We start from the raw sequence: 21,526 nt of genomic DNA on the forward strand, positions 1-21,526 counted from the left end.
AACAGGAAATTACTAAGCGGTAGCTTTGACGATTACGGCCGCATGAACACTGCCGTCCCGGGGCCATCGCCCGGGTGAGATCCCGGCAATTTCTTGGTAAGTGTCCGAACTCGTCCTCAACCCGGAGCCCGCCCCGCCCCTCTATGGGGACATGAGCCTCACCGGGACTCCGTTCCTCTACACACTGGTCGTGCTGTTCGCGATCGCGCTCGTCGTACCGCTGATCCTGTGGTCACGGATGCGCGGGCCAAAAGCCCTGCGCCTGGCGGCCCGCATGCTGATGCTGCTGTTCGCCCAGGGGACGGCGGTCGCGCTGGTCTTCGTCCTCGTCAACAACGCCAACAGTCTCTACGACAACTGGGCCGACCTGCTCGGCACGGGCAACCATGTGCAGCAGGCGGCCGACCTGGGCGCCGACGGCACCGGCGGAATAGCGCTGAAACGGTTGCCCAAGGTGAAGCAGCAGTTCACCGCGGCGAGCGGGCCGGGGATGCGCGGGGTGCGCGAGACCCAGCTCAAGGGCCGGGTCTCGGGCGTGAACGCCGAGGTCTACGTCTGGCTGCCGCCGCAGTACAGCGAGCCGAAGTACGCGCACCACAGGTTCCCGGTCGTGGAGCTGCTGCCCGGCTACCCCGGCTCGGCGAAGGCCTGGTTCGGGTCGATGCACGCGACCCGGCAGCTGGCCCCGCTGATGCGCAGCGGCGAGGTGGCCCCGTTCATCCTGGTCGCCCCGCGCACCAACCTGCTGGCCGGCGTGGACACCGGCTGCGCGAACATCCCGGGCACGGTCAACGCCGACAGCTGGCTCAGCATCGACGTACCGAAGATGGTCATGGACAACTTCCGGGCCCTGCCGGCGCCGGGCGGCTGGGCGGTGTCCGGCTATTCGGCGGGCGCGCACTGCGCGGTGAAGCTGGCGGTGGCGCACCCCGACCGGTACATGGCGGCGGTGAGCATGTCCGGCTACAACGACCCGATCGGCGAGCGCAACTCGCTGGCCGCGCAGAACCTGACCCTGCGCGAGGAGAACAACCCCTATCTGCTGCTGAAGAAGAAGCTCACCCCGCCGAAGATCGCGCTGTACCTCTCCGGCCAGCCGCACGACGGCTACGAGGCCGCCGTCGCCCTGGAGGAGACCGCGAAGGCGCCGACGACCGTGCACGTGGTCTTCATCCCGAAGAGCGCGGGCGGGCACACCATGGCGCTGTGGCGGCCGCAGGTGGTCCCCTCCTTCCGCTGGCTGTCGGTCGAGATGGGCCAGCACCGGGCGCACGCCGGGAGCTCTACTCCTCTCGAACCGTCGACCGGCGGTTCCACGCACGCGGCGCTCGCCAGTGGTACTTCATCGCGAGCAGGCGCAGGACGAAGGCGGTGACCACCGCGAGCCCGCTGGTGACCGGGGTGAGGGCGTCGTAACGGATGCACAGGACGACCATGGTGGCGCCGACGATCGCGGGGACCGCGTAGAGGTCACGGTCCCAGCGCAGCAGGGACGGGACCTCGTTGGCCAGTACGTCCCTGAGAACGCCGCCGCCGACCGCGGTGGCCAGGCCGAGGGTGGCCGACGAGGTGAGGCTCAGCCCGTACTCGTACGCCTTCGTCGTCCCGGCGACGCAGAACAGGCCGAGGCCGGCCGCGTCGAAGACGTTCACCGCGACCTGGATGCGCTCCACCTGCGGGTGCAGGAAGACGACCAGGAGCGCGGCGAGCATCGGGGTGAGGAAGTAGCCGAGATCCGTGAAGGCGGCCGGCGGTACGGCGCCGATCACCAGGTCCCGGAACAGCCCTCCGCCCAGCGCGGTGACCTCGGCGAGGACGGCGATGCCGAAGACGTCGAAGTTCTTGCGGACGGCCAGCAGCGCGCCGGAGATGGCGAACACGAAGATGCCGACGAGGTCGAGCGTGTGCTGGACGGAGGGGCTGAACAGTTGCTGAAGCACCCCACATTCTTACTCGGGGGTGACTACAGGGCGGGCTTGCCCGTGGTGTAGATCCACGTCTGGAACAGGTCGTCCAGCTGCTGTCCGGAGATCTTCTCGGCGAGGTCGATGAAGTCGGCCGTGTTCGCGTTGCCGTACCGGTGGATCTTCGTCCAGGTGGGCAGCAGCTTGAAGAACGCGGTGTCGCCGATCCGCTCCCGCAGGGCCTGCAGGGTCATCGCGCCGCGCTGGTAGACCGCCGAGGCGAACATGGTGTCGCGCTGCGGGTCGGCGACGGTGATCTGCCAGAACGGGTTGTCGGCGGCGCGGGCGTTGTACGCGGCCAGGAAGGAGTCGTGGGCGCTGCGGGTGCCCTGGTGCTCGGCCCACAGCCACTGGGCGTAGGTGGCGAAGCCCTCGTTGAGCCAGATGTCCTTCCAGCGCTCCACCGACACGGAGTCGCCGAACCACTGGTGGGCGAGCTCGTGCACGATGGTCGTCTCGCTGCGGACCGCCGAGTACGCGGGCTTGGTCTGCACCTCCAGCGAGAAGCCGGCCTGGGGCATGTCGTCGACGATCGCGCCGGTCTCCTCGAAGGGGTACGGGCCGAAGACCTGCGACCAGTAGTCGGTGGCGGCGGCGGTGACGGCGTACACGTCCACGGTGTTGCTGTTCGCCAGCACCGGGTCGATGGCCACGTAGATCGGCGTCCCGGCCGGGGTCTTGCCGGTCTTCACGTCGAACTTGCCGATGGTGGCGGTCGCGAGATAGGTCGCCATCGGCCGGCTCTCGCGCCAGTGGGCGTACGTCGAGTCGCCCTTGTCGTACGTCGAGACGAGCCGGCCGTTGGAGACGCCGGTCAGGCCCTTGGGGGCCTTGATGCGGATGTCGTAGGTGGCCTTGTCGTCGGGGTGGTCGCTGGACGGGAACCAGGTGGAGGCGGCGTTGGGTTCGCAGGCGACGAAGACGCCGTCGGTGGTCTTCATCCAGCCGTAGTCGGAGCCGAACACGATGGGGCCGTTGAGGGGTTCGGGGACGCCGCCGTAGGTGACGGCGACCTTGAAGTCGCGTCCCTTGGGGAGAACTCCCTTGGGGGTGATGCGCAGTTCGTCGCCGTCGCGCGTGAACTCAGCGCGTCTGCCGTTGACTTCGACTCTGGTGACCTCCAGTTTCTGGAGGTCCAGGTCGAAGGAGGTGAGGCTCTGGGTGGCGTGGGCGGTCAGGGTGGTACGGCCGTCCAGGCGGTCGGTGTCCGGGTTGTACGCCACGTCGAGGTCGTAGTGGCGGGCGTCGAAGCCGCCGTTGCCGAGGAGCGGGAAGTAGGGGTCACCGAGGCCGGGGGCGCCGGGGGCCGGGGCGGAGGAGGCCGCGATGACCATGAAAGAAGCCGCCGCGGTGACGACGGCTCCTAAGCGTGCCGAACGGGAGAGTTTCACGGGTCGTCCCTTCGGTGTGCCGATAAGTCGGGCACGGACGACTCTTTACTCTCCCGCTCGGTCATGTGCATGACTTTGCCAACTTGTCATGCGTTACTTGTCGGTTGACTCCTGACCGTCGGCTTCCGCTTCGGCGGTCGGCTCGTCGCTCACTTCATTGGTGCCGACCTCGGCCGCCACCGCCGCCGACGTCGCCGCCGACTCGGCCAGCACCTCGTCGGCGACCAGCGACGCCGCCTCCTTGGCCACGCTCAGCAGCACCGTGTCCTGCGGGGCCTGGTCCTCGAAGTTCTCCGGGTGGTGGCAGGCGACCTGCTGGCCCGGCTTCAGCTCCAGGAGCGGCGGCTCCGTCGTCCTGCAGATCTCCGTCGCCTTCCAGCACCGCGTGTGGAAGCGGCAGCCGCTCGGCGGAGAGATCGGCGAGGGCACGTCACCGCGGAGCAGGATGCGCTCGCTCTTGGCCGCCTTGCGCTTCGGGTCCGGGATCGGCACCGCCGACATCAGGGCCTTGGTGTACGGGTGCATCGGCGCCTTGTACAGCGAGTCCCGGTCGGCCAGCTCGACGATCTTGCCGAGGTACATCACCGCGATCCGGTCCGAGACGTGCCGTACCACCGAGAGGTCGTGCGCGATGATCACGTACGTCAGGCCGAGCTCCGACTGGAGGTCGTCCAGCAGGTTGACGACCTGGGCCTGGATCGACACGTCGAGCGCCGAGACCGGCTCGTCCGCGACGACCAGCTTCGGGTTCAGGGCGAGCGCGCGGGCGATGCCGATGCGCTGGCGCTGACCGCCGGAGAACTCGTGCGGATAGCGGTTGTAGTGCTCGGGGTTGAGGCCCACCACCGACAGCAGCCGCTGGACCTCCTTCTTCACCCCGCCCTCGGGCTCGACGCCCTGAAGCTTGAAGGGGGCGCTGACGATCGTGCCGATCGTGTGCCGCGGGTTCAGCGAGGAGTACGGGTCCTGGAAGATCATCTGCACATCGCGGCGCAGCGGACGCATGCCGCCCACGCCGAGGTGCGTGATGTCCTGGCCCTCGAACTCGACCTTGCCGCCGGTCGGTTCGAGCAGCCGGGTGATCAGCCGGCCCATGGTCGACTTGCCGCAGCCGGACTCGCCCACGACACCGAGGGTCTCGCCCTTGCGGACCTCGAAGTCGAGGCCGTCGACGGCGCGCACGGCGCCGGTCTGCCGCTGGAACAGGCCCTTGCGGATCGGGAAGTGCTTCTGGAGCCCGGTGACCTTCAGCAGGGTCTCGCCGTCGGCGGTGCCCTTGGTGAGGGTGGCGGCGTCGCTCTGCGCGGGGATGGTCGCTTCTTTTTCGTCGCTCACAGCTTCGGCGCAATCTCTTCGGTCCAGATACGCTCCCGCTGCTCCTGCGTCATGTGGCAGGCCGCCCAGTGCCGGCTGCCCACCTCGGTCAGCTCGGGGCGGACCGTGCGGGTGACGTTGTCCTTGGGGATGTCGGCGTACGGGCAGCGCGGGTTGAAGGGGCAGCCGTCCGGGACGTTGATCAGCGAGGGCGGGGCGCCCTGGATCGGGATCAGCCGGTCGGTGTCCTCGCGGTCGAGCCGCGGCATCGAGCCGAGCAGGCCCCAGGTGTAGGGGTGGCGGGGCTCGGCGAAGACCGACTCGGCCGGACCGCGCTCCACGGGCCGCCCGGCGTACATGACGAGCAGGTCGTCGGCGATCTCGGCGACGACACCGAGGTCGTGCGTGATCATGATGACCGCGGAGCCGAACTCCTTCTGCAGGTCCCGGATCAGGTCGAGGATCTGCGCCTGCACGGTGACGTCCAGGGCGGTGGTCGGCTCGTCCGCGATGAGCAGCTCGGGGTTGTTCACCAGCGCCATCGCGATCATCGCGCGCTGGCGCATACCGCCGGAGAACTCGTGCGGGTAGCTGTCCACGCGCTGGTTCGGCTCGGGGATGCCCACCCGGTCCAGCATCTCGATCGCCCGGGTGCGGGCGACCTTCTTGTTGACGTCGTGGTGGACCCGGTACGCCTCCACGATCTGCGCGCCGACCGTGTAGTACGGGTGCATCGAGGACAGCGGGTCCTGGAAGATCATCGCCATCTTGCGGCCGCGCAGCCGGCGGACGTCGTCCGGGTCGGCGGCGATCAGCTCCTGGCCGTCCAGCCAGACCTCGCCGGTGACCTTGGCGTTGGCCGAGCGGTGCAGGCCCATCACGCCGAGCGAGGTGACCGACTTGCCGGAGCCGGACTCGCCCACGATGCCCAGCGTCTTGCCGCGCTGCACGTCGAAGCTGACCCCGTCGACCGACCTGACCAGGCCGTCGTCGGTGTCGAAGTGGATGCGCAGATCGCGGACGGAGAGGAACGCGTCGGCGTCGGGCGGGGCGGCGTCGGTGGCGACTTCGCCGAGGGCCGCCTTTTCGAGCTTGCTCACGAGTACCTCACGCGGGGGTCGATGGCGGCGTACACCAGGTCGACGATCAAGTTGCAGAAGACGATGAAGAACGCGGCGACGAGGGTCACGCCCATCACGATGGGCAGGTCGTTGTCGCGGATCGCCTGGATCGAGTACGCCCCGATGCCCTGCAGGGAGAAGACGGTCTCGGTCAGGACGGCGGTGCCGACGAGGGTGCCGAAGTCCATGCCGAAGATGGTGACGATGGGGGTGAGCGCGGCCCGCAGGCCGTGCTTGGAGACGACCACCGACTCCTTGAGTCCCTTGGCCCGGGCCGTACGGATGTAGTCCTCGCCCATGGTCTCCAGCATGCCCGCCCGGGTGAGCCGGGCGTAGAGGGCGGAGAAGAGGAACGCGAGGCTGATCCAGGGCAGCAGCAGATGCCAGGCCCAGTCGGCCGGGTTCTGGGTGAAGGGGACGTAGTCGGTGCTCTCCCAGACGGGCCATTGATAGACGAAGAGCCCGCTGAGGATCTGACCGGTGAAGAAGATCGGAAGGGAGACGCCTGCCAGCGCGATGAACATCGCGATGCGGTCGACCGGCTTGCCCTTGCGCAGCGCGGAGACGACACCGATGGTGACACCGAAGATCAGCCAGATCACGGCCGCACCGACGGCCAGCGAGAAGGAGACCGGGATGCGCTGCGTGAGCTGCGGCCAGACCTCGATGTGACTCTTGAAGGAGTACCCGAAGCAAGGCGCGCTGCAGTGCGTCGCATCGGGGCCGAACTTGTAGTCGGCGCCGACGAAGAGCCCCTTGAGGTAGTCCCAGTACTGGATGTAGATGGGCTGGTCGAAGCCCAGGTTCTTCTTGATCGCGGCGATGGACTCGGGGTTGGCGTCCTTGCCGACGTACTGGGTGGCCAGCTGGGTGGCCGTCTGTCCGCCCAGGCGGGGGACGAGGAAGAAGATGCCGAAGGTGACTGCGCTGACCACCAGCAGCAGTACCAAGGCGCCGAAGACGCGTCGGATGATGTACGCAGCCACAGCTGTCCGGCTCCGGGTGGCCGGGACGGGGTGTGTCCGTCCCGGCCACCCGGTGCCTTCACCTGCCTTTCAGGGGTATCCGGACTGCTGCTACTTCGAGGAGCTGAGCAGCAGGTAGTCGTACATGCCGAGGTACGCCTGCGTCACCGTGACGTTCGTCGCGGACGCCGGCCTGTACAGCAGGTTCTTGCGGTAGAACAGCGGGACCACGGACGCGTTGTCCATGACCATCTTGTCGATGTCGCCCCAGGCCTTGGTGCGGGCGGCGGTGTCGGTGTTGGCGATCGCCTCGGACAGGGCCTTGTTGATGGCCGGGTCGTTCAGCTCCATCAGGTTGGTGCCACCGGAGGGCTTGATGGCGCCGCCGTCGACGATCTGCTCAAGGAAGCCGTAGCCGGTCGGCCAGTCGGCGCCCCACGCCATCGACAGGATGCCGAGCTTGTGGTCGTGCACGTAGCTCGGGACACCGGCGAAGTTGGAGAAGTACTTGCCGGAGGGGAACTGCTTGATGTCGACCTTGATGCCGACGGCCTTCAGCGAGTTCTGGACGGCCGTGGCGGCCGCGACCTCGGCGGGACGGTCCGAACGGGCCGTCATCGTGGTGGAGAAGCCGTTCGGCTTACCGCAGGCCTTCAGCGCTTCCTTGGCCTTCGCGACGTCGCCCTTGTTGCCGGCCGACGGGTAGGTGTCGAACTTGGTGTAGCCGTTGACCGACGGCGGCAGCAGCGTCGAGGCCACGTCACCCTTGGGCGAGCCGCCCACGGCGTCGAGGACGGACTGCTTGTTCACCGCGTACTGCACGGCCTTGCGGCAGTTGATGTTGTCGAACGGCTTCACGTTCACGTTCAGCGCCAGGTACTGCAGCGCGCCCGCGTAGGAGTTGTCCGTCGACTTGGCGTTCTTGCCGGTCAGCACCTTCGGCTGGGTCTGCGGCTGCACACCGGTGCCGGCGAGGTCGGCCGTGATCTTGTCGGCGAGCAGGTCGTTGTCGACCGTCACCGCGTTGACCTTGAACTTGACCGAGATCTTGTCCGGGTACGCCTTGCGGATCGGGTCCGTCTTCGGGTCCCAGTTCTTGTTGCGGACCAGGACGGCGCTGGCGCCCTCCTCGTACGACTGGAACTGGTACGGGCCCGAGGACACGATGTGCTGGACGTACTTGGCGCCGTCGTCCTTCGCCTGCGGCACCGGGGCCGTCTGCGAGAACGTCGCCAGGTAGTCGAAGTCGGCGAACGGCTGGTTCAGCTTGAAGACGATCGTCTGGTCGTCCGGGGTCTCGATGGACTTCAGGCCGGTGGCCGACTTGTCCTTGTAGGGACCCTGGTACTTGTCACCGCCGACCAGGTACTGCTTGAAGTACGTGGGGCCGTTGGAGAGGGCCTCGGGCGCGAAGTTGGAGCGCTCGATCGCGTACTTGACGTCCTTGGACGTGATCGGCGTGCCGTCCTGGTACTTCAGGCCGGAGCGCAGGTGGTACGTCCAGGTCTTGGCGTCGGCGCTGGCCTTGCCGAGGGAGTCGGCGAGGTCCGGGACGACCGTGAGGCCGTCCTTGCCGGCGGCCGGCTTGAACGTCGTGAGCGTACGCGCGTAGAGGCGGGAGAAGTTCTGCACGAAGCCGTAGTACGTGTTGCCCGGGTCGAGCGAGTCCGGCACGTCCGACTCTTCGAGGCTGACCGTCCCTCCCTTCTTGCTCGACGCGTTGACGATGGAGGTCAGCGCCGCGTCCTTCTTGGCGTTGCCACCACCACTGCTGTTGTTTCCGCCACCGCCGCCACATGCGGCGGCGCCCAGCGAGAGCGCCAGGACCGACGCGACGGCGGCGGTCACCCTTCTCGTCTTCACGTGAGGAAGCCCCTCTATCTCTATCGGTGGATCACTTGCTGCGAGGGTCGAGTGCGTCACGCAGCCCGTCACCCAGCAGGTTGAATGCCAGGACGGTGATGAAGATCGCCAGACCGGGCACGAACATGTACTGCGGATCCGCTGTGTAGAGATCCACGGCGTTGCTGAGCATGCCGCCCCATGAGGCCTGCGGCGGAGCGATGCCGACTCCGAGGAAGCTCAGCGACGCCTCGAAGAGGATGTTCGTCGGGATGATCAGCGTCGAGTAGACGAGGATCGGCGCGACGAGGTTCGGGAGCAGCTCCCGGAACAGGACGTACGGGCCACGCGCCCCCAGGCTGTGGGCGGCCTCGATGAACTCCCGCCGGCGCAGGGTCATCGTCTGGGCCCGCACGATGCGGCCGATGTACGGCCAGCTGAAGAAGCCGATCACGAAGATCAGGACGCTGATGCGCAGCGGCAGGCCGTTGAGGCCGAAGAAACCGTCCTGCACCGAGGCCGAGATGGCGATGGCGAACAGGAGCAGCGGGAAGGCCAGGAAGGTGTCCATCAGGCGGCTGATGATGCTGTCGATCCAGCCGCCGTAGTAGCCGGCCATGATGCCGAGCACGGTGCCGATGATCACCGACAGCAGGGTGGCGCCGCCCGCGACCAGGAGCGACACCCAGGAGCCGTCGATGATGCGGGCGAGCATGTCGCGGCCGTACTGCGGGTCGACGCCGAGCGGGTGGTCCCAGCTCATGCCGCCCCAGCCGCCCTTGGGCGACAGCAGCGCGGGGTCGATGAGGTCCTGGTTGAACTTGTCGGGGTCGAGTCCGAAGACCCACTCGATCGGCTTGGCGAGGACCGCCATCAGCACCAGGCAGATGACGACGATGCCGCCGGCGACGGCGACCTTGTCCCGCTTGAACCGGGTCCAGGCGATCTGGCTGAGCGAACGGCCTTCGATCTGGCCCTTCTTGGCCCCGGCGAGCACGGCCTCGGGCTGCGCTCCGGCTTCCGCCCCCGTGGTCTCGATCGGTGCGGTCACAATGACCTGACCCCTCTCGCCGGTGGTGACCGGCCTTTGTCCGCCGCGGTGGGCGGCTTGGTTCTCTTACCTGCTGATCCCTGGATCGATACCGGTCGGTACCCGCTTCACAGGATCGATGACCTCGTGTCTGGAGGGGAGTCTTCAACGCGCTCGCGATCACGCGCCAGGTCTGATGGAGAAAGTATGCGCAACCGTGATGACGACTGGGGGATTCCGTTATCCGGACGGCCATTTACGGGTGCCGGACGGAGTCCGTGGGACGGGTGGGGCGCGAGTCGACCGTAACGGCCGGACGTCTACGCGCGAAGATCGATCGCCGACAACAGATTTTCCTGTTCCTTGACCTCTGATCAGTAACCGCCCTGGGCCGGCGGGTATCCGTACCCGGCCGCCGGGGCCGCCGGAGCATGCGCCTCGCGGTCGTAGAACGGACGGGCGCCGGCCCGCATCCAGAGGGCCACCGGGTCGTACTCGTCGGACATCGCGACGGTCGACACGGGCAGGCCGTCCGGGACCGCGCCGATGGACTGCTGCATCATCGCGCGCACCGAATCGACCGCCGGCGGGCTGGTGTCGTATACATCCAGACCGATCGCGAGATACGGCGCCCCGAGCGCCGGCTGCACCCAGGCGCGGCGCAGTGAGCGGACGGCCGGGGTGCGGTGGGCGTTGTGCGCGAGCAGGGCGTAGAACTGCGGGATCTCGATGGCCGGTTCCGACAGGCTCAGCGGTCCTGCGGGCTGGCGCTCCAGGCCGGTCGCGATGCGGCGCAGGTCGAGCCAGGGGATGCCGACGCCGCCGCCGGGGGCGTGCGGGTTGAGCCAGAGGCCGAAGTGGTCGGGGTAGAGGGTGCGGGCCACGTCGAGGCCGTCGACCACCTCGTACGAGCGGTTCCAGCCGCTGGCGCTCAGTTCCTGGGCGGAGGTGACGCAGGGGGCGTAGCCGTAGCCGTCGACGTCCATGTTTCCGTACTGGGCGTCGGGGGAGCCGGCCTGACCGTGCCACAGGAGCATCCAGACCTGGCCCTGGCCGGGGGTCGCGAGGGCGCGGAGGAGTGCCTCGTAGGCGTCGTAGCGCCCCGGCGTCACCTGGCGCAGCATGTGCTCGACCTGGCCGGTCGTGGTGCCGCTGGCGCTCACGTGTACCGCCCCTTCTTGTGGTTGCCCCGCGTATGGAAACAGCTTAAGCGCCCTGTTGCCCGGGGCTTGTTGCCGACGGTCCGGCGATCAGAAGTGGTCCCTTGTATAGAAAGGGCGTACCTGCTCTCGCATCCAGTTCGCCACCGGGTCCTCTGTTACGTCCAGGAGAACCAGGTTGACCGGCCACTGGGTGGGGATCCTCGTCACCGCCCGCTCCAGGGCCTGCAGCGGGAGGGCCCGCAAGTCGCCCTCCCGCTGGGAGAGTTCCACGCCGACGAACATCACCGGGTCGGCCGTCTCGATCGCGGCCAGGCAGCGGCGGGCCGTGGTGACCACGCCGGTCTCCGCGAACTCGGCCGACGCGGCGGCCAGGAAGTCGATCGGGTCGTCCTGCCAGTCCGGTTCGTACAGCTTGACGCGGCCGCCGGAGGCGGGGCCGTCGAGGGGGGTGCGGCCCACCCGGCAGAGCTCGGCGACCGCGGCGGGCGGCAGGGGCACGCCGACCACACCGTCGGGATTGATCGCCATGCCGACCTGCGGGGGCAGCCCGCGGGCGAACTCGACGGCCGGGGCGATCGTGTACGACATGTGCCCGCCGACGACCTGGCGGAACTGCTCCTCGGAGCTGAAGACCGGGACGTACGCCTGGCCCTCGATCTCCAGCGTCGGCAGGTCCAGCGGGCCGCTGTGCGGGCCGCCGCCGCCGGGCAGCGGGATCCACACGAAGCTGCGGCCGAGCACCTCGATGATCCGGCCGCCCGCGGCGGGGATGCCGAGGGAGGCCGACAGCACCTCCTCCAGCTCGTTGCCGGGCCAGCCGCCGTGCGGATGGGGGTGCGCCTGCATGGGAAAGTCCGCGGGGAGATCCGCTGGGAAGTCCATCTGTTCCGACCGCCTGCTGTGAACCACTGATGTGGCCAAAAGGCTAACGGGTAAGACTAACGGGTAAGAAGGGACTGCGGTCGGCCCGTGAAGCCGATCCGGCGCAGCACGTCCGCCGCGTCCCGGTCGAGCAGCACCGCCGAGCCCACGCCGGCCGGCAGGTCACCCCGCTCGACCTGGCGGATCAGCCGGGCGGCCGCGTGCCGGTGGCGCAGGAACGCGTACCTCGACACTCCCCGGCCGCGCTCGCGCTGCCCGGCCAGGGCCGCGCCGGCCGTGACGTCGAGGAGCAGCAGGTGCAGGGTGCCGCCGCGGCGGCGGGCCTCGCGGGCCAGCCAGTCGCGCACCCAGGCCTGCGTACCGCAGTCGTGCACGACGACGCCCCTGCCGCCGCGCAGGGCGCGGTACAGCCCGGCGTAGTGGGCGAGGCGGACCAGCGGGCGGTAGACGGCGTACGGCAGGAGGCGGGCCCGGGCGTCCCAGCGGTCGCGGGTGTCCTGGGAGTCGATGCGTATGCCCTTGACCGCCCGGTTCATCAGCGTGGACTTGCCGCTGCCGGGCAGGCCGGTGACGACGACCAGGTCGCGGGGGCCGAAGAGCAGCGCGTGCGGGCTGCGGCCCGAACGGTCGCGGAGGTCGCGGACCACCGGTGCCGGCCGCTCGCCGCAGTGCTCGCGGGCCGGGGCCGCGGGCTGCTTGGGCAGCGCGAGAGCCGAGGTCGTGGCGTAGGCGGTGGTCCTGTTCACCGTGATCGTCCTCCCCTGGGGCCGGGTACGGAGTCCCATCCCCGTCGAGTGTAAAGAGAAGGTAATGCGCGGTGTCTCGTGTTTTCGTGATCGTCCTGCCACAGGCTGGTTACAGATGCGGCCCTGCCGTATGCCCCGGATGCGTGCAATGATGTGCGCGCCAACTGCATATCGGCCGTTCGAATCCGCGCGGGAGAGTCCTCGACCTCTGGTCGGGGCGCCGAAGGAGCAAGTCCCTCCCTTGAATCTCTCAGGCCCCGTTACCGCGCGGGCGAGGCACATCTGAAAAGCGGACCGCCGTCTCCGGTGGTCCCACCCAAGGTGCAAGCCATGTCCCATCGGGTCATGGCGAACCTCTCAGGTTCCGATGACAGATGGGGAGGAACGACCTCGCCCGTGCCGTCATGCCTTGGGAGACATCCGTCCGATGAGCAGCACCGAAATCCGTCGTACCGCGCTCGATGCCCTGCATCGCTCGCTGGGTGCGACGATGACCGACTTCGCCGGCTGGGACATGCCGCTGCGCTACGGCTCCGAGCGCGACGAGCACGTCGCCGTGCGGACCCGGGCGGGGCTCTTCGACCTCTCCCACATGGGCGAGATCACCGTGACCGGGCCGCAGGCGGCCGAGCTTCTCAATTACGCCCTCGTCGGCAACATCGCCTCCGTCGGTGTCGGCCGCGCCCGCTACACCATGATCTGCCGGGCCGACGGCGGCATCCTGGACGACCTGATCGTCTACCGGCTCGGTGAGACCGACTACATGGTCGTCGCGAACGCCTCCAACGCCCAGGTCGTGCTGGACGCGCTCGTCGAGCGTGCCGCCGGTTTCGACGCCGAGGTGCGCGACGACCGGGACGCCTACGCCCTGATCGCCGTGCAGGGCCCCGAGTCCCCCGGGATCCTGAAGTCCCTGACCGACGCCGACCTCGACGGCCTCAAGTACTACGCCGGTCTGCCCGGCACGGTCGCCGGGGTCCCCGCCCTCATCGCCCGCACCGGCTACACCGGCGAGGACGGCTTCGAGCTGTTCGTGAAGCCCGAGCACGCCGTCGAGCTGTGGCAGGCGCTGACCAAGGCGGGCGAGGGTGCCGGTCTGGTCCCGTGCGGCCTGTCCTGCCGGGACACCCTGCGCCTGGAGGCGGGCATGCCGCTGTACGGGCACGAGCTGAGCACGGAGCTCACCCCCTTCGACGCCGGGCTCGGCCGGGTGGTGAAGTTCGAGAAGGACGGTGACTTCGTCGGGCGCGAGGCCCTCCAGCAGGCCGCCGCGCGGTCGCAGGAGAACCCCCCGCGCGTCCTGGTCGGCCTGGTCGCCGAGGGGCGGCGGGTGCCGCGCGCCGGGTACCCGGTCGTCGCCGGCGGCGAGGTGATCGGCGAGGTCACCTCCGGCGCGCCCTCCCCGACGCTGGGCAAGCCGATCGCGATGGCGTACGTCGACGCGGCGCACTCGGCGCCGGGCACGGCCGGTGTCGGCGTGGACATCCGGGGCAGTCACGAGCCGTACGAGGTCGTGGCGCTGCCGTTCTACAAGCGCCAGAAGTAATCCTTGGGCGTGCCCCCGGGCACATCACCGCTGCTCACGCGCGTTTCCAGCAGTCCCCCATTCATCAGCACTCCCCCGCGTACAGGAGAATTCAGGCCATGAGCAACCCCCAGCAGCTGCGCTACAGCAAGGAGCACGAGTGGCTGTCGGCCGCCGAGGACGGCGTCTCGACGGTCGGCATCACCGAGTTCGCGGCCAACGCGCTCGGCGACGTCGTCTACGCCCAGCTTCCCGAGGTGGGCTCCGCCGTGACCGCGGGCGAGACCTGTGGCGAGCTGGAGTCGACCAAGTCGGTCAGCGACCTGTACTCCCCCGTCACCGGTGAGGTCACCGAGATCAACGAGGACGTCGTCAACGACCCGTCCCTCGTCAACTCGGCCCCCTTCGAGGGCGGCTGGCTCTTCAAGGTCCGTGTCACCGAGGAGCCCGCCGACCTGCTCTCCGCCGACGAGTACACCGCCCAGAACGCCGGCTGAGGAGCCGTACACGCATGTCCGCACTGAACACCCCCCTGCACGAGCTCGACCCGGACATCGCCGCCGCGGTCGACGCCGAGCTGCACCGCCAGCAGTCCACGCTGGAGATGATCGCCTCCGAGAACTTCGCGCCGGTCGCGGTGATGGAGGCGCAGGGCTCGGTCCTCACCAACAAGTACGCGGAGGGCTACCCGGGCCGCCGCTACTACGGCGGCTGCGAGCACGTCGACGTCGCCGAGCAGATCGCCATCGACAGGGTCAAGGAGCTGTTCGGCGCCGAGTACGCCAACGTCCAGCCGCACTCGGGCGCCTCCGCCAACCAGGCGGCCCTGTTCGCGCTGGCCAAGCCCGGGGACACCATCCTCGGCCTGGACCTCGCGCACGGCGGCCACCTGACCCACGGGATGCGGCTTAACTTCTCCGGCAAGCAGTTCGACGTGGTCGCCTACCACGTCGACCCGGCGACGGGGCTTGTCGACATGGCCGAGGTGGAGAAGCTCGCCAAGGAGCACCGGCCGAAGGTGATCATCGCCGGGTGGTCGGCGTACCCGCGGCAGCTGGACTTCGCGGAGTTCCGCCGGATCGCCGACGAGGTCGAGGCGTACCTGTGGGTCGACATGGCGCACTTCGCGGGCCTGGTCGCGGCCGGGCTGCACCCGAACCCGGTGCCGTACGCCGATGTCGTCACCTCGACCACCCACAAGACGCTGGGCGGCCCCCGCGGCGGCATCATCCTCGCCAAGCAGGACTTCGCGAAGAAGCTGAACTCGTCCGTGTTCCCGGGCTTCCAGGGCGGTCCCCTGGAGCACGTGATCGCGGCGAAGGCGGTCTCCTTCAAGGTCGCGGCGAGCGAGGAGTTCAAGGAGCGCCAGCGGCGTACGGTGGAGGGTGCGCGCATCCTCGCCGAGCGTCTGACGGCCGACGACGCCCGGGCGGCCGGGGTGAACGTGCTGTCCGGCGGTACGGACGTGCACCTGATCCTGGTCGACCTGCGCGAGTCCGAGCTGGACGGTCAGCAGGCCGAGGACCGTCTCCACGAGGTCGGCATCACGGTCAACCGCAACGCCGTCCCGAACGACCCGCGCCCGCCGATGGTCACCTCGGGGCTCCGGATCGGCACACCGGCGCTGGCCACCCGCGGCTTCACGGCCGAGGACTTCGCCGAGGTGGCGGACGTGATCGCCGAGACGCTGAAGCCGTCGTACGACGCCCAGGCGCTGAAGGTCCGGGTCTCGGCGCTTGCCGACAGGCATCCGCTGTACCCCGGTCTGAACAAGTAGTTCCCCGGTGGGGGCACCCGACGGTGTGTGCCCCCACCCTCCTAGGAGGAGTTCCCCGTGGCCATCTCGGTCTTCGACCTGTTCTCGATCGGCATCGGCCCGTCCAGCTCCCACACGGTCGGCCCGATGCGCGCGGCACGCATGTTCGCCCGCCGGCTGCGGAGCGAGGAGCTGCTGGGCTCCGTCGCGTCGATACGTGCCGAGCTGTACGGCTCCCTGGGCGCGACCGGCCACGGCCACGGCACCCCGAAGGCGGTGCTGCTCGGTCTGGAGGGCGCCTCGCCGCGGACGGTCGACGTGGAGACGGCCGACGAGCGTGTGGAGCAGATCAAGTCCGGCCGGCGGCTGAAGCTCCTCGGTGAGCACGACATCCCGTTCTCCTTCGACGACGACCTGAAGCTGCACCGCCGCAAGGCACTCCCGTACCACGCGAACGGGATGACCCTGTGGGCCTACGACGCCTCGGGCACGGAGCTGCTGTCGAAGACGTACTACTCGGTGGGCGGCGGCTTCGTCGTCGACGAGGACGCGGTCGGCGCGGACCGCATCAAGCTGGACGACACGGTCCTCAAGTACCCGTTCCGTACGGGCGACGAGCTGCTGCGCCTGACGAAGGAGACGGGCCTGTCGATCTCCGCGCTGATGCTGGAGAACGAGCGCGCCTGGCGGACGGAGGAGGAGATCCGCTCGGGGCTCCTCGACATCTGGCGGGTCATGCAGGCGTGCGTGTCCCGGGGCATGTCCCGTGAGGGCATCCTGCCGGGCGGGCTGCGGGTGAAACGCCGGGCGGCCGTGACGGCACGCCAACTGCGCGCCGAGGGCGACCCGTTGGCGCGGTCGATGGAGTGGATCACGCTCTACGCGATGGCGGTGAACGAGGAGAACGCGGCGGGCGGCCGCGTGGTGACCGCCCCGACGAACGGCGCGGCGGGCATCATCCCGGCGGTCCTGCACTACTACATCAACTTCGTGCCGGGCGCCGACGAGGACGGAGTCGTCCGCTTCCTGCTGGCCGCGGGCGCGATCGGCATGCTCTTCAAGGAGAACGCGTCCATCTCCGGCGCCGAGGTCGGCTGCCAGGGCGAGGTCGGCTCGGCCTGCTCGATGGCGGCGGGCGCGCTGGCCGAGGTGCTCGGCGGCTCCCCCGAGCAGGTGGAGAACGCGGCCGAGATCGGCATGGAGCACAACCTCGGCCTGACCTGCGACCCGGTCGGCGGCCTGGTCCAGATCCCGTGCATCGAGCGCAACGGCATGGCCGCGGTGAAGGCCGTCACCGCCGCCCGCATGGCCATGCGCGGCGACGGCTCGCACAAGGTGTCCCTGGACAAGGTCATCAAGACGATGAAGGACACGGGCGCCGACATGAGCGTGAAGTACAAGGAGACGGCGCGGGGCGGGCTGGCGGTGAACATCATCGAGTGCTGAGGGGGCAGGCCCTGACCTGCGGGTTCGCGGCACGTGATCAACACCGGATGCACCGCTCACCCACCAGCCGATGTATCAAATCGATCCCCCACTCTCACCCAAGGGGTACCATTCGATACATGGACGCTGCGGAAAACTCGCGCCTGGAACAGCGGCTGGCCAGCCTCTCCCCCACATTCACGACGGCGCAGGCGCGACAGGCCCTGCTCTCCCCCCGCGATCTGGCGCACTTGGTCGCGGAAGCGGAGATAGACGAACTGTCCCGTGGGGTGTACCGGCGGGCAGACGCCCCGGAGACCGCGCACGCGGATCTGCTGGCCGTGTGCGCACGGGCCCCTCGCGCCGTCGTGTGCGGTGAATCCGCCCTGGCCGTGCATGAGCTGATCGACGACATCCCCGCAGCAGTACACATCGCCGTGCCGCGCGGTACGCGCCGCCCGACGATTTCCTACCCGCCGACCGTGGTGGCGCAGTACGCCGCGAAGACCTTCGCCCTCGGTATCGAAGGGTTCGAAGCAGCTCCGGGAGAGACCATCCCCATGTACAACGCAGCCCGCAGTGTCGTCGACGCGATGCGCCACCGCAGCCGCCTCGGTGAGACCCTCGCCCTGTCCGCGCTCGGCCGCTACCTGCGCCGGAGCGGACGCGGCGGGGTCGGCGAACTCCAGCACATCGCACGTGAGTTGGATGCTCTCTCCGTTGTCCGCCCCGCCGTAGAGGCGGTGCTCGCCTGATGGCCAACCCCACCCGCGACACTACGGCCGGCCGCGTCTACAACGACCTGCGCAACCTGGCGCGCCGCAACCGCGGGTCCACGGACGAGGTCATGGTCGAGTACATCCTCGAACGGTTCCTCTACCGCCTGGCCTCATCGCCCCTGGGCGGGAAGCACTTCGTCCTCAAGGGTGGCCTGCTGCTCGCCCAGTTCGGCGCACGTCGAATGACCCGCGACATCGACATCCTCGGCCGCTCGTTCCCAGGCGATGAAACCGAGATCATCCGCAGGATCGCGGCCATCGCCGCCACCGAGATCGACGACGGAGTCGTATTCGATCCCACGACACTCAAGACCGTCCCCATCCGCGAGGAGGACGAGTACCACGGTCTGCGCCTGTCCATGGCTGCCTCCATCGCCCGGGCCCGACTCAAGCTCCAACTGGACGTCAGCTTCGGCGACCCCGTTATCCCTGGCCCTCGGATCATCGACTACCCGCAGCAGCTCACGACGGACAGCTTCCAGATCCTCGGCTACCCACTCGCCACCGTCATCGCCGAAAAACTCTCCACCGCCGTCTCCCTCGGCGACCTCGACGGACAGGAACTCACCACGGCGCTGACCGCCACCGCCGCACACCGCGGCATCACCTTGAAACCGCTCAGCGCCACCCTCACCGACCTCGGCGAGCGGCGCCAGACCTCCTACTCCGCCTGGCGCCGCCGACAAGGCCCCGCTGCGACCAGCTACCCCGAACGCTTCACGGACGTCGTCCGGCAGGTCACCGCCTTCGCGGACACACTTCTCAACGACGAGGCCCTCACTCTCACTTGGAGTGCAGCGACCCTCACGTGGTCATGAACCAGACCTGGCCGACCGACCAGGCCTTCGGGCCGAACCCGAGACCTACGCATTACGAGTGCAGGGCTCACCGAAGCCATCGCGTGCCACCCGAGCATCAACTACCCAGTCCCGTAAGCGTCTCAGGCAGCATGGGATAAAGTCCCTGACGCGCCTAAAGGCAAGCTTGAGCATGCCAAAGCTGCAGGTGAATGCCATGATCAACAGCCGTCCACAAGTCCGTGAAGTACAAGGAGACGGCGCGGGGTGGGCTGGCGGTGAACATCATCGAGTGCTGACGCCGTCAGCCGCGAGGCGCAGACACCGGCGTTGCCCTTGTGGTCACACGAAGCCGCCCTCTCCTCACCGCTTCCACGGCGCCTGCACATCGATTACACGCCGTACCGAACCGGTCGTGCCAAGGTGGGAGACAAATCAACTTCCGTCCCCACCCCGGCACTTCAGGGAGACCCCCATGCTGCGCGGCATAGACGTGAGCGCCTACCAGTCCTCCACGTACGACACGGACGGCCTCTCCTTCGTCTTCATCAAGGCGACGGAGGGCCGTTCGTACGTCAACCCGAGACTCGCGGCGCAGACGAAGCACGGCCGCGACGCGGGTCTGGTCGTCGGCTTCTACCACTTCCTGTGGCCCGGCAACCTGGAGGCCCAGGCGGAGTACTTCGTCAAACACGCCCCGGAGAAGGCGGGCGACATCCTCGCGGTCGACTGGGAGACGACCAGCTCCGGCACCCACGCGAGCAACGCGGAGAAGGACTCGTTCATCCGCAAGGTGAAGCAACTCCGCCCTAACAACCAGGTGATCCTGTACGCCAACAGGAACTTCTGGCTGAACATCGACACGACCTCGTACGCCGGTGACGGCCTCTGGATCGCCGACTACGTCACCGCCGGCAAGCCCCGCATCAAGGCCAAGTGGCGCTTCCACCAGTACAGCAGCGAGCCGCACGACAAGGATGTCGCGGACTTCGCGGACAAGGCCGCGCTCAAGGAGTGGGCCAACGACGCGTGATCTAGCCGCGGAAGTCCGCAGGCCGTTCCGGGGACGCCTCCGACAAGGCCTTCGTCACCTCGGTCGCGCCCGCGCGCAGGCCGTACACCGGGGTGCCGGGCTGCTGGTGCCAGGAGTCGGCGAGGGGGCCCGCGTCGACCGTGTCGAAGCCGAGTTCGTCGATCAGGGCCCGTACCTTCGCCTTGGCCTGCTCGTCGTCGCCGGCGACCGGGAGTGCCTGGCGGTCGGGGGTGCCGGCCGGCAGCGGGCGGTCGAGGATGTCCTGGGCATAGGTGCCGTTGAAGGCCTTGATCACGGTGTGGCCGAGCTGCCGTGCCGTCCACGCGCTCTCGGTGAGGCCCTCGTCCTCGATCGCCGCGATCCTGCCGTCCCGCTGCGGGTAGTAGTTGCCGGTGTCGATCACGGCGACGTCCGGCGCCGCGCCGTCGAGCACGCCCGTCGGCAGGTCGGGGATCGCCTTGAGGGGGATCGTGACCACGACGACCTCCGCGCCGCGCGCCGCCTCCTCCACCCGGACCGGTGTCGCGCCGGTCTCCTTCGCCAGCTCGGTGAGCGTTTCGGGGCCGCGCGAGTTGGCGACGGAGACGTCGTGGCCGAGCGCGGTGAGCCGCCGGGTGAGGTTGCCGCCGATGTTGCCCGCGCCGATGATGCCGATCTTCATGACAGGACTGCCCTTCAGGGTAGATGCATGTGCATGCTCCTGGGTCGCGTCAACCCTGGGGTGTCCTGGTCTATTCCGGACGGCGGGGCGTGCCGGTGAACACCCTCGGCGCCGTCAGAGTCGTACGACGATCTTGCCTGTGTGGGTGTTCGACTCCATCAGGCGGTGCGCGTCCTGGATGCGGTCCAGGCCCTCGAAGACCTCCCCGATGACCGGGCGGAAGCCGCCGTCGGCCAGGCCCGCGTTGAGGAACGCGGTGGAGCGGCGGCGGCCGGCCGGGGTGGCGGTGAGGATCATGTTGGCGTACGTGTGGATGGTGAAGGGCCAGTTCCAGGGGATCTCGGCGGGACGGCGGTCCAGCCAGCCGTAGGCGAGCACCGAACCGCCGGTCGCGAGGGCCTCCGCCAGCGGGCGGAAGCCGGGGCCGCCGATCGCGTCGAAGAGCACCTCGACGCCGTTGCCGCCGGTGAGTCGCCGCACCTCCTTGGCCACGGCCTCCGGCGTCGACTCCCCGGTGACGATCACCTCCGCCGCGCCCAGCTCCAGCAGCCCGCGCCGCTTCTCCTCGGTGCGCGTGGTGGCGAGCGGGATCGCGCCGATGCGCCGGGCGACCTGGATGGCCGCGGTGCCGACCCCGCTGGACGCGCCGGTGATCAGCACGTGGTCGCCGGGCTTCAGACGAGCCGTCTCCAGCAGTCCGCCGTACGCGGTCGTGTACGTCAGCCAGGCCGCGGCGCCGCTGACCGCGTCGACGGAGCCGGGGCGGCGCAGGACCGCGGACTCGGGCAGGACGACCCGCTCGGCGTACACACCCTGGGCGCTCATCTCGATGCCGGGGCCGGTCATCACCGGGTCGCCGACGGCGAGTTCGGTCACGCCCTCGCCGACCGCCTCGACGATGCCGGAGGCCTCGTAGCCGAGGCGGGAGGCGGGGAGGGCGGGCTGGTAGTAGTAAGTGCCGCTGCGGAAAAGGGCTTCGGCGCGGTTGAGGCCCAACGCCTCTACGCGGACGAGGACTTGGCCGGGGGCGGGATGGTCGGGGAGCGTCACGTCCTCGATGCGCAGGACCTCGGGGCCGCCGATCTCATGAAAAAGCACGGTACGTGCGGTGGTTGGCATGCGGAAAACGCTA

Annotated in this window: 20 protein-coding genes and 1 riboswitch; of the genes, 8 read left to right on the forward strand and 12 right to left on the reverse strand. The window is 68.9% G+C overall.

All coding sequences use genetic code 11. The features are described from left to right. Positions 1-151: 151 nt before the first annotated feature. Positions 152-1,375 carry an alpha/beta hydrolase-fold protein gene (locus ABZ848_RS36285; protein ID WP_360838940.1) on the forward strand — a complete coding sequence of 408 codons (1,224 nt, stop codon included), beginning with the start codon at positions 152-154 and terminating at the stop codon, positions 1,373-1,375. On the opposite strand, the gene ABZ848_RS36290 is transcribed toward ABZ848_RS36285, so the two are convergent. The 10 genes from ABZ848_RS36290 to ABZ848_RS36335 all read right to left on the reverse strand — a co-directional run bounded on the left by ABZ848_RS36290 (position 1,284) and on the right by ABZ848_RS36335 (position 12,418). Beyond that, positions 1,284-1,940: a trimeric intracellular cation channel family protein gene (locus ABZ848_RS36290; RefSeq protein ID WP_360838852.1), complete on the reverse strand. Its 657-nt coding sequence runs from the start codon at positions 1,938-1,940 to the stop codon at positions 1,284-1,286. The genes ABZ848_RS36285 and ABZ848_RS36290 overlap by 92 nt on opposite strands. 23 nt (positions 1,941-1,963) lie before the next feature. Continuing rightward, positions 1,964-3,355, reverse strand: a complete 1,392-nt coding sequence (locus tag ABZ848_RS36295; RefSeq protein WP_360838854.1) for a M1 family metallopeptidase — start codon at positions 3,353-3,355, stop codon at positions 1,964-1,966. A gap of 93 nt (positions 3,356-3,448) precedes the next feature. Continuing rightward, the gene (locus tag ABZ848_RS36300; RefSeq protein WP_360838856.1) at positions 3,449-4,690 is read right to left on the reverse strand and encodes a dipeptide ABC transporter ATP-binding protein; all 1,242 of its coding nucleotides are present in this window, start codon (positions 4,688-4,690) and stop codon (positions 3,449-3,451) included. Further along, positions 4,687-5,769 carry an ABC transporter ATP-binding protein gene (locus ABZ848_RS36305; protein WP_360838858.1) on the reverse strand — a complete coding sequence of 361 codons (1,083 nt, stop codon included), beginning with the start codon at positions 5,767-5,769 and terminating at the stop codon, positions 4,687-4,689. Before ABZ848_RS36305 ends, ABZ848_RS36300 begins: the two co-directional genes overlap by 4 nt. Next, the gene (locus tag ABZ848_RS36310; RefSeq protein WP_360838860.1) at positions 5,766-6,776 is read right to left on the reverse strand and encodes an ABC transporter permease; all 1,011 of its coding nucleotides are present in this window, start codon (positions 6,774-6,776) and stop codon (positions 5,766-5,768) included. Before ABZ848_RS36310 ends, ABZ848_RS36305 begins: the two co-directional genes overlap by 4 nt. Positions 6,777-6,866: 90 nt before the next feature. Further along, positions 6,867-8,618 (reverse strand): ABC transporter substrate-binding protein, encoded by a 1,752-nt coding sequence (locus tag ABZ848_RS36315; protein WP_360838862.1) that lies wholly within the window; start codon positions 8,616-8,618, stop codon positions 6,867-6,869. Positions 8,619-8,649: 31 nt separating this feature from the next. Beyond that, a complete protein-coding gene (locus tag ABZ848_RS36320) occupies positions 8,650-9,648 on the reverse strand; it encodes an ABC transporter permease (RefSeq protein WP_360838863.1) in 999 nt (332 codons plus the stop codon). Between the two features lie 353 nt (positions 9,649-10,001). After that, entirely contained in the window at positions 10,002-10,790 is a 789-nt protein-coding gene (locus ABZ848_RS36325; RefSeq protein WP_360838865.1) for an enhanced serine sensitivity protein SseB C-terminal domain-containing protein, read from the reverse strand. A gap of 87 nt (positions 10,791-10,877) precedes the next feature. Beyond that, the gene (locus tag ABZ848_RS36330; RefSeq protein ID WP_360838866.1) at positions 10,878-11,672 is read right to left on the reverse strand and encodes an enhanced serine sensitivity protein SseB; all 795 of its coding nucleotides are present in this window, start codon (positions 11,670-11,672) and stop codon (positions 10,878-10,880) included. Between the two features lie 56 nt (positions 11,673-11,728). After that, positions 11,729-12,418, reverse strand: a complete 690-nt coding sequence (locus tag ABZ848_RS36335; protein ID WP_360838867.1) for an AAA family ATPase — start codon at positions 12,416-12,418, stop codon at positions 11,729-11,731. Positions 12,419-12,598: 180 nt separating this feature from the next. Further along, a riboswitch (glycine riboswitch) is annotated at positions 12,599-12,694 on the forward strand. 151 nt (positions 12,695-12,845) lie between these two features. Here ABZ848_RS36335 and gcvT point away from each other — a divergent pair. From gcvT to ABZ848_RS36370, 7 genes are all read left to right on the forward strand, one after another. After that, entirely contained in the window at positions 12,846-13,964 is a 1,119-nt protein-coding gene (gcvT, locus tag ABZ848_RS36340) for a glycine cleavage system aminomethyltransferase GcvT (protein ID WP_360838868.1), read from the forward strand. A gap of 98 nt (positions 13,965-14,062) precedes the next feature. After that, a complete protein-coding gene (gene gcvH / locus ABZ848_RS36345) occupies positions 14,063-14,440 on the forward strand; it encodes a glycine cleavage system protein GcvH (RefSeq protein WP_099931447.1) in 378 nt (125 codons plus the stop codon). Positions 14,441-14,454: 14 nt separating this feature from the next. Beyond that, a complete protein-coding gene (gene glyA, locus ABZ848_RS36350) occupies positions 14,455-15,720 on the forward strand; it encodes a serine hydroxymethyltransferase (RefSeq protein ID WP_360838870.1) in 1,266 nt (421 codons plus the stop codon). Positions 15,721-15,777: 57 nt separating this feature from the next. Then, positions 15,778-17,145, forward strand: a complete 1,368-nt coding sequence (locus tag ABZ848_RS36355) for an L-serine ammonia-lyase (protein ID WP_360838872.1) — start codon at positions 15,778-15,780, stop codon at positions 17,143-17,145. Positions 17,146-17,264: 119 nt separating this feature from the next. Then, positions 17,265-17,879 carry a type IV toxin-antitoxin system AbiEi family antitoxin domain-containing protein gene (locus tag ABZ848_RS36360; protein WP_360838874.1) on the forward strand — a complete coding sequence of 205 codons (615 nt, stop codon included), beginning with the start codon at positions 17,265-17,267 and terminating at the stop codon, positions 17,877-17,879. After that, positions 17,879-18,721 (forward strand): nucleotidyl transferase AbiEii/AbiGii toxin family protein, encoded by an 843-nt coding sequence (locus ABZ848_RS36365; RefSeq protein WP_360838875.1) that lies wholly within the window; start codon positions 17,879-17,881, stop codon positions 18,719-18,721. The genes ABZ848_RS36360 and ABZ848_RS36365 overlap by 1 nt, the downstream gene beginning before the upstream one ends. 454 nt (positions 18,722-19,175) lie before the next feature. After that, the gene (locus ABZ848_RS36370) at positions 19,176-19,733 is read left to right on the forward strand and encodes a glycoside hydrolase family 25 protein (protein ID WP_360838877.1); all 558 of its coding nucleotides are present in this window, start codon (positions 19,176-19,178) and stop codon (positions 19,731-19,733) included. Position 19,734: 1 nt separating this feature from the next. Here ABZ848_RS36370 and ABZ848_RS36375 read toward each other — a convergent pair whose 3' ends face one another. Next, positions 19,735-20,394, reverse strand: coding sequence for an NAD(P)-binding domain-containing protein (locus ABZ848_RS36375; RefSeq protein WP_360838879.1), 660 nt, complete (start codon positions 20,392-20,394; stop codon positions 19,735-19,737). Between the two features lie 114 nt (positions 20,395-20,508). Beyond that, entirely contained in the window at positions 20,509-21,513 is a 1,005-nt protein-coding gene (locus ABZ848_RS36380) for a zinc-dependent alcohol dehydrogenase family protein (RefSeq protein WP_360838880.1), read from the reverse strand. Positions 21,514-21,526 lie beyond the last annotated feature (13 nt).

The organism is Streptomyces sp. NPDC047081 (genome assembly GCF_040643775.1).
GTDB lineage: Bacteria > Actinomycetota > Actinomycetes > Streptomycetales > Streptomycetaceae > Streptomyces.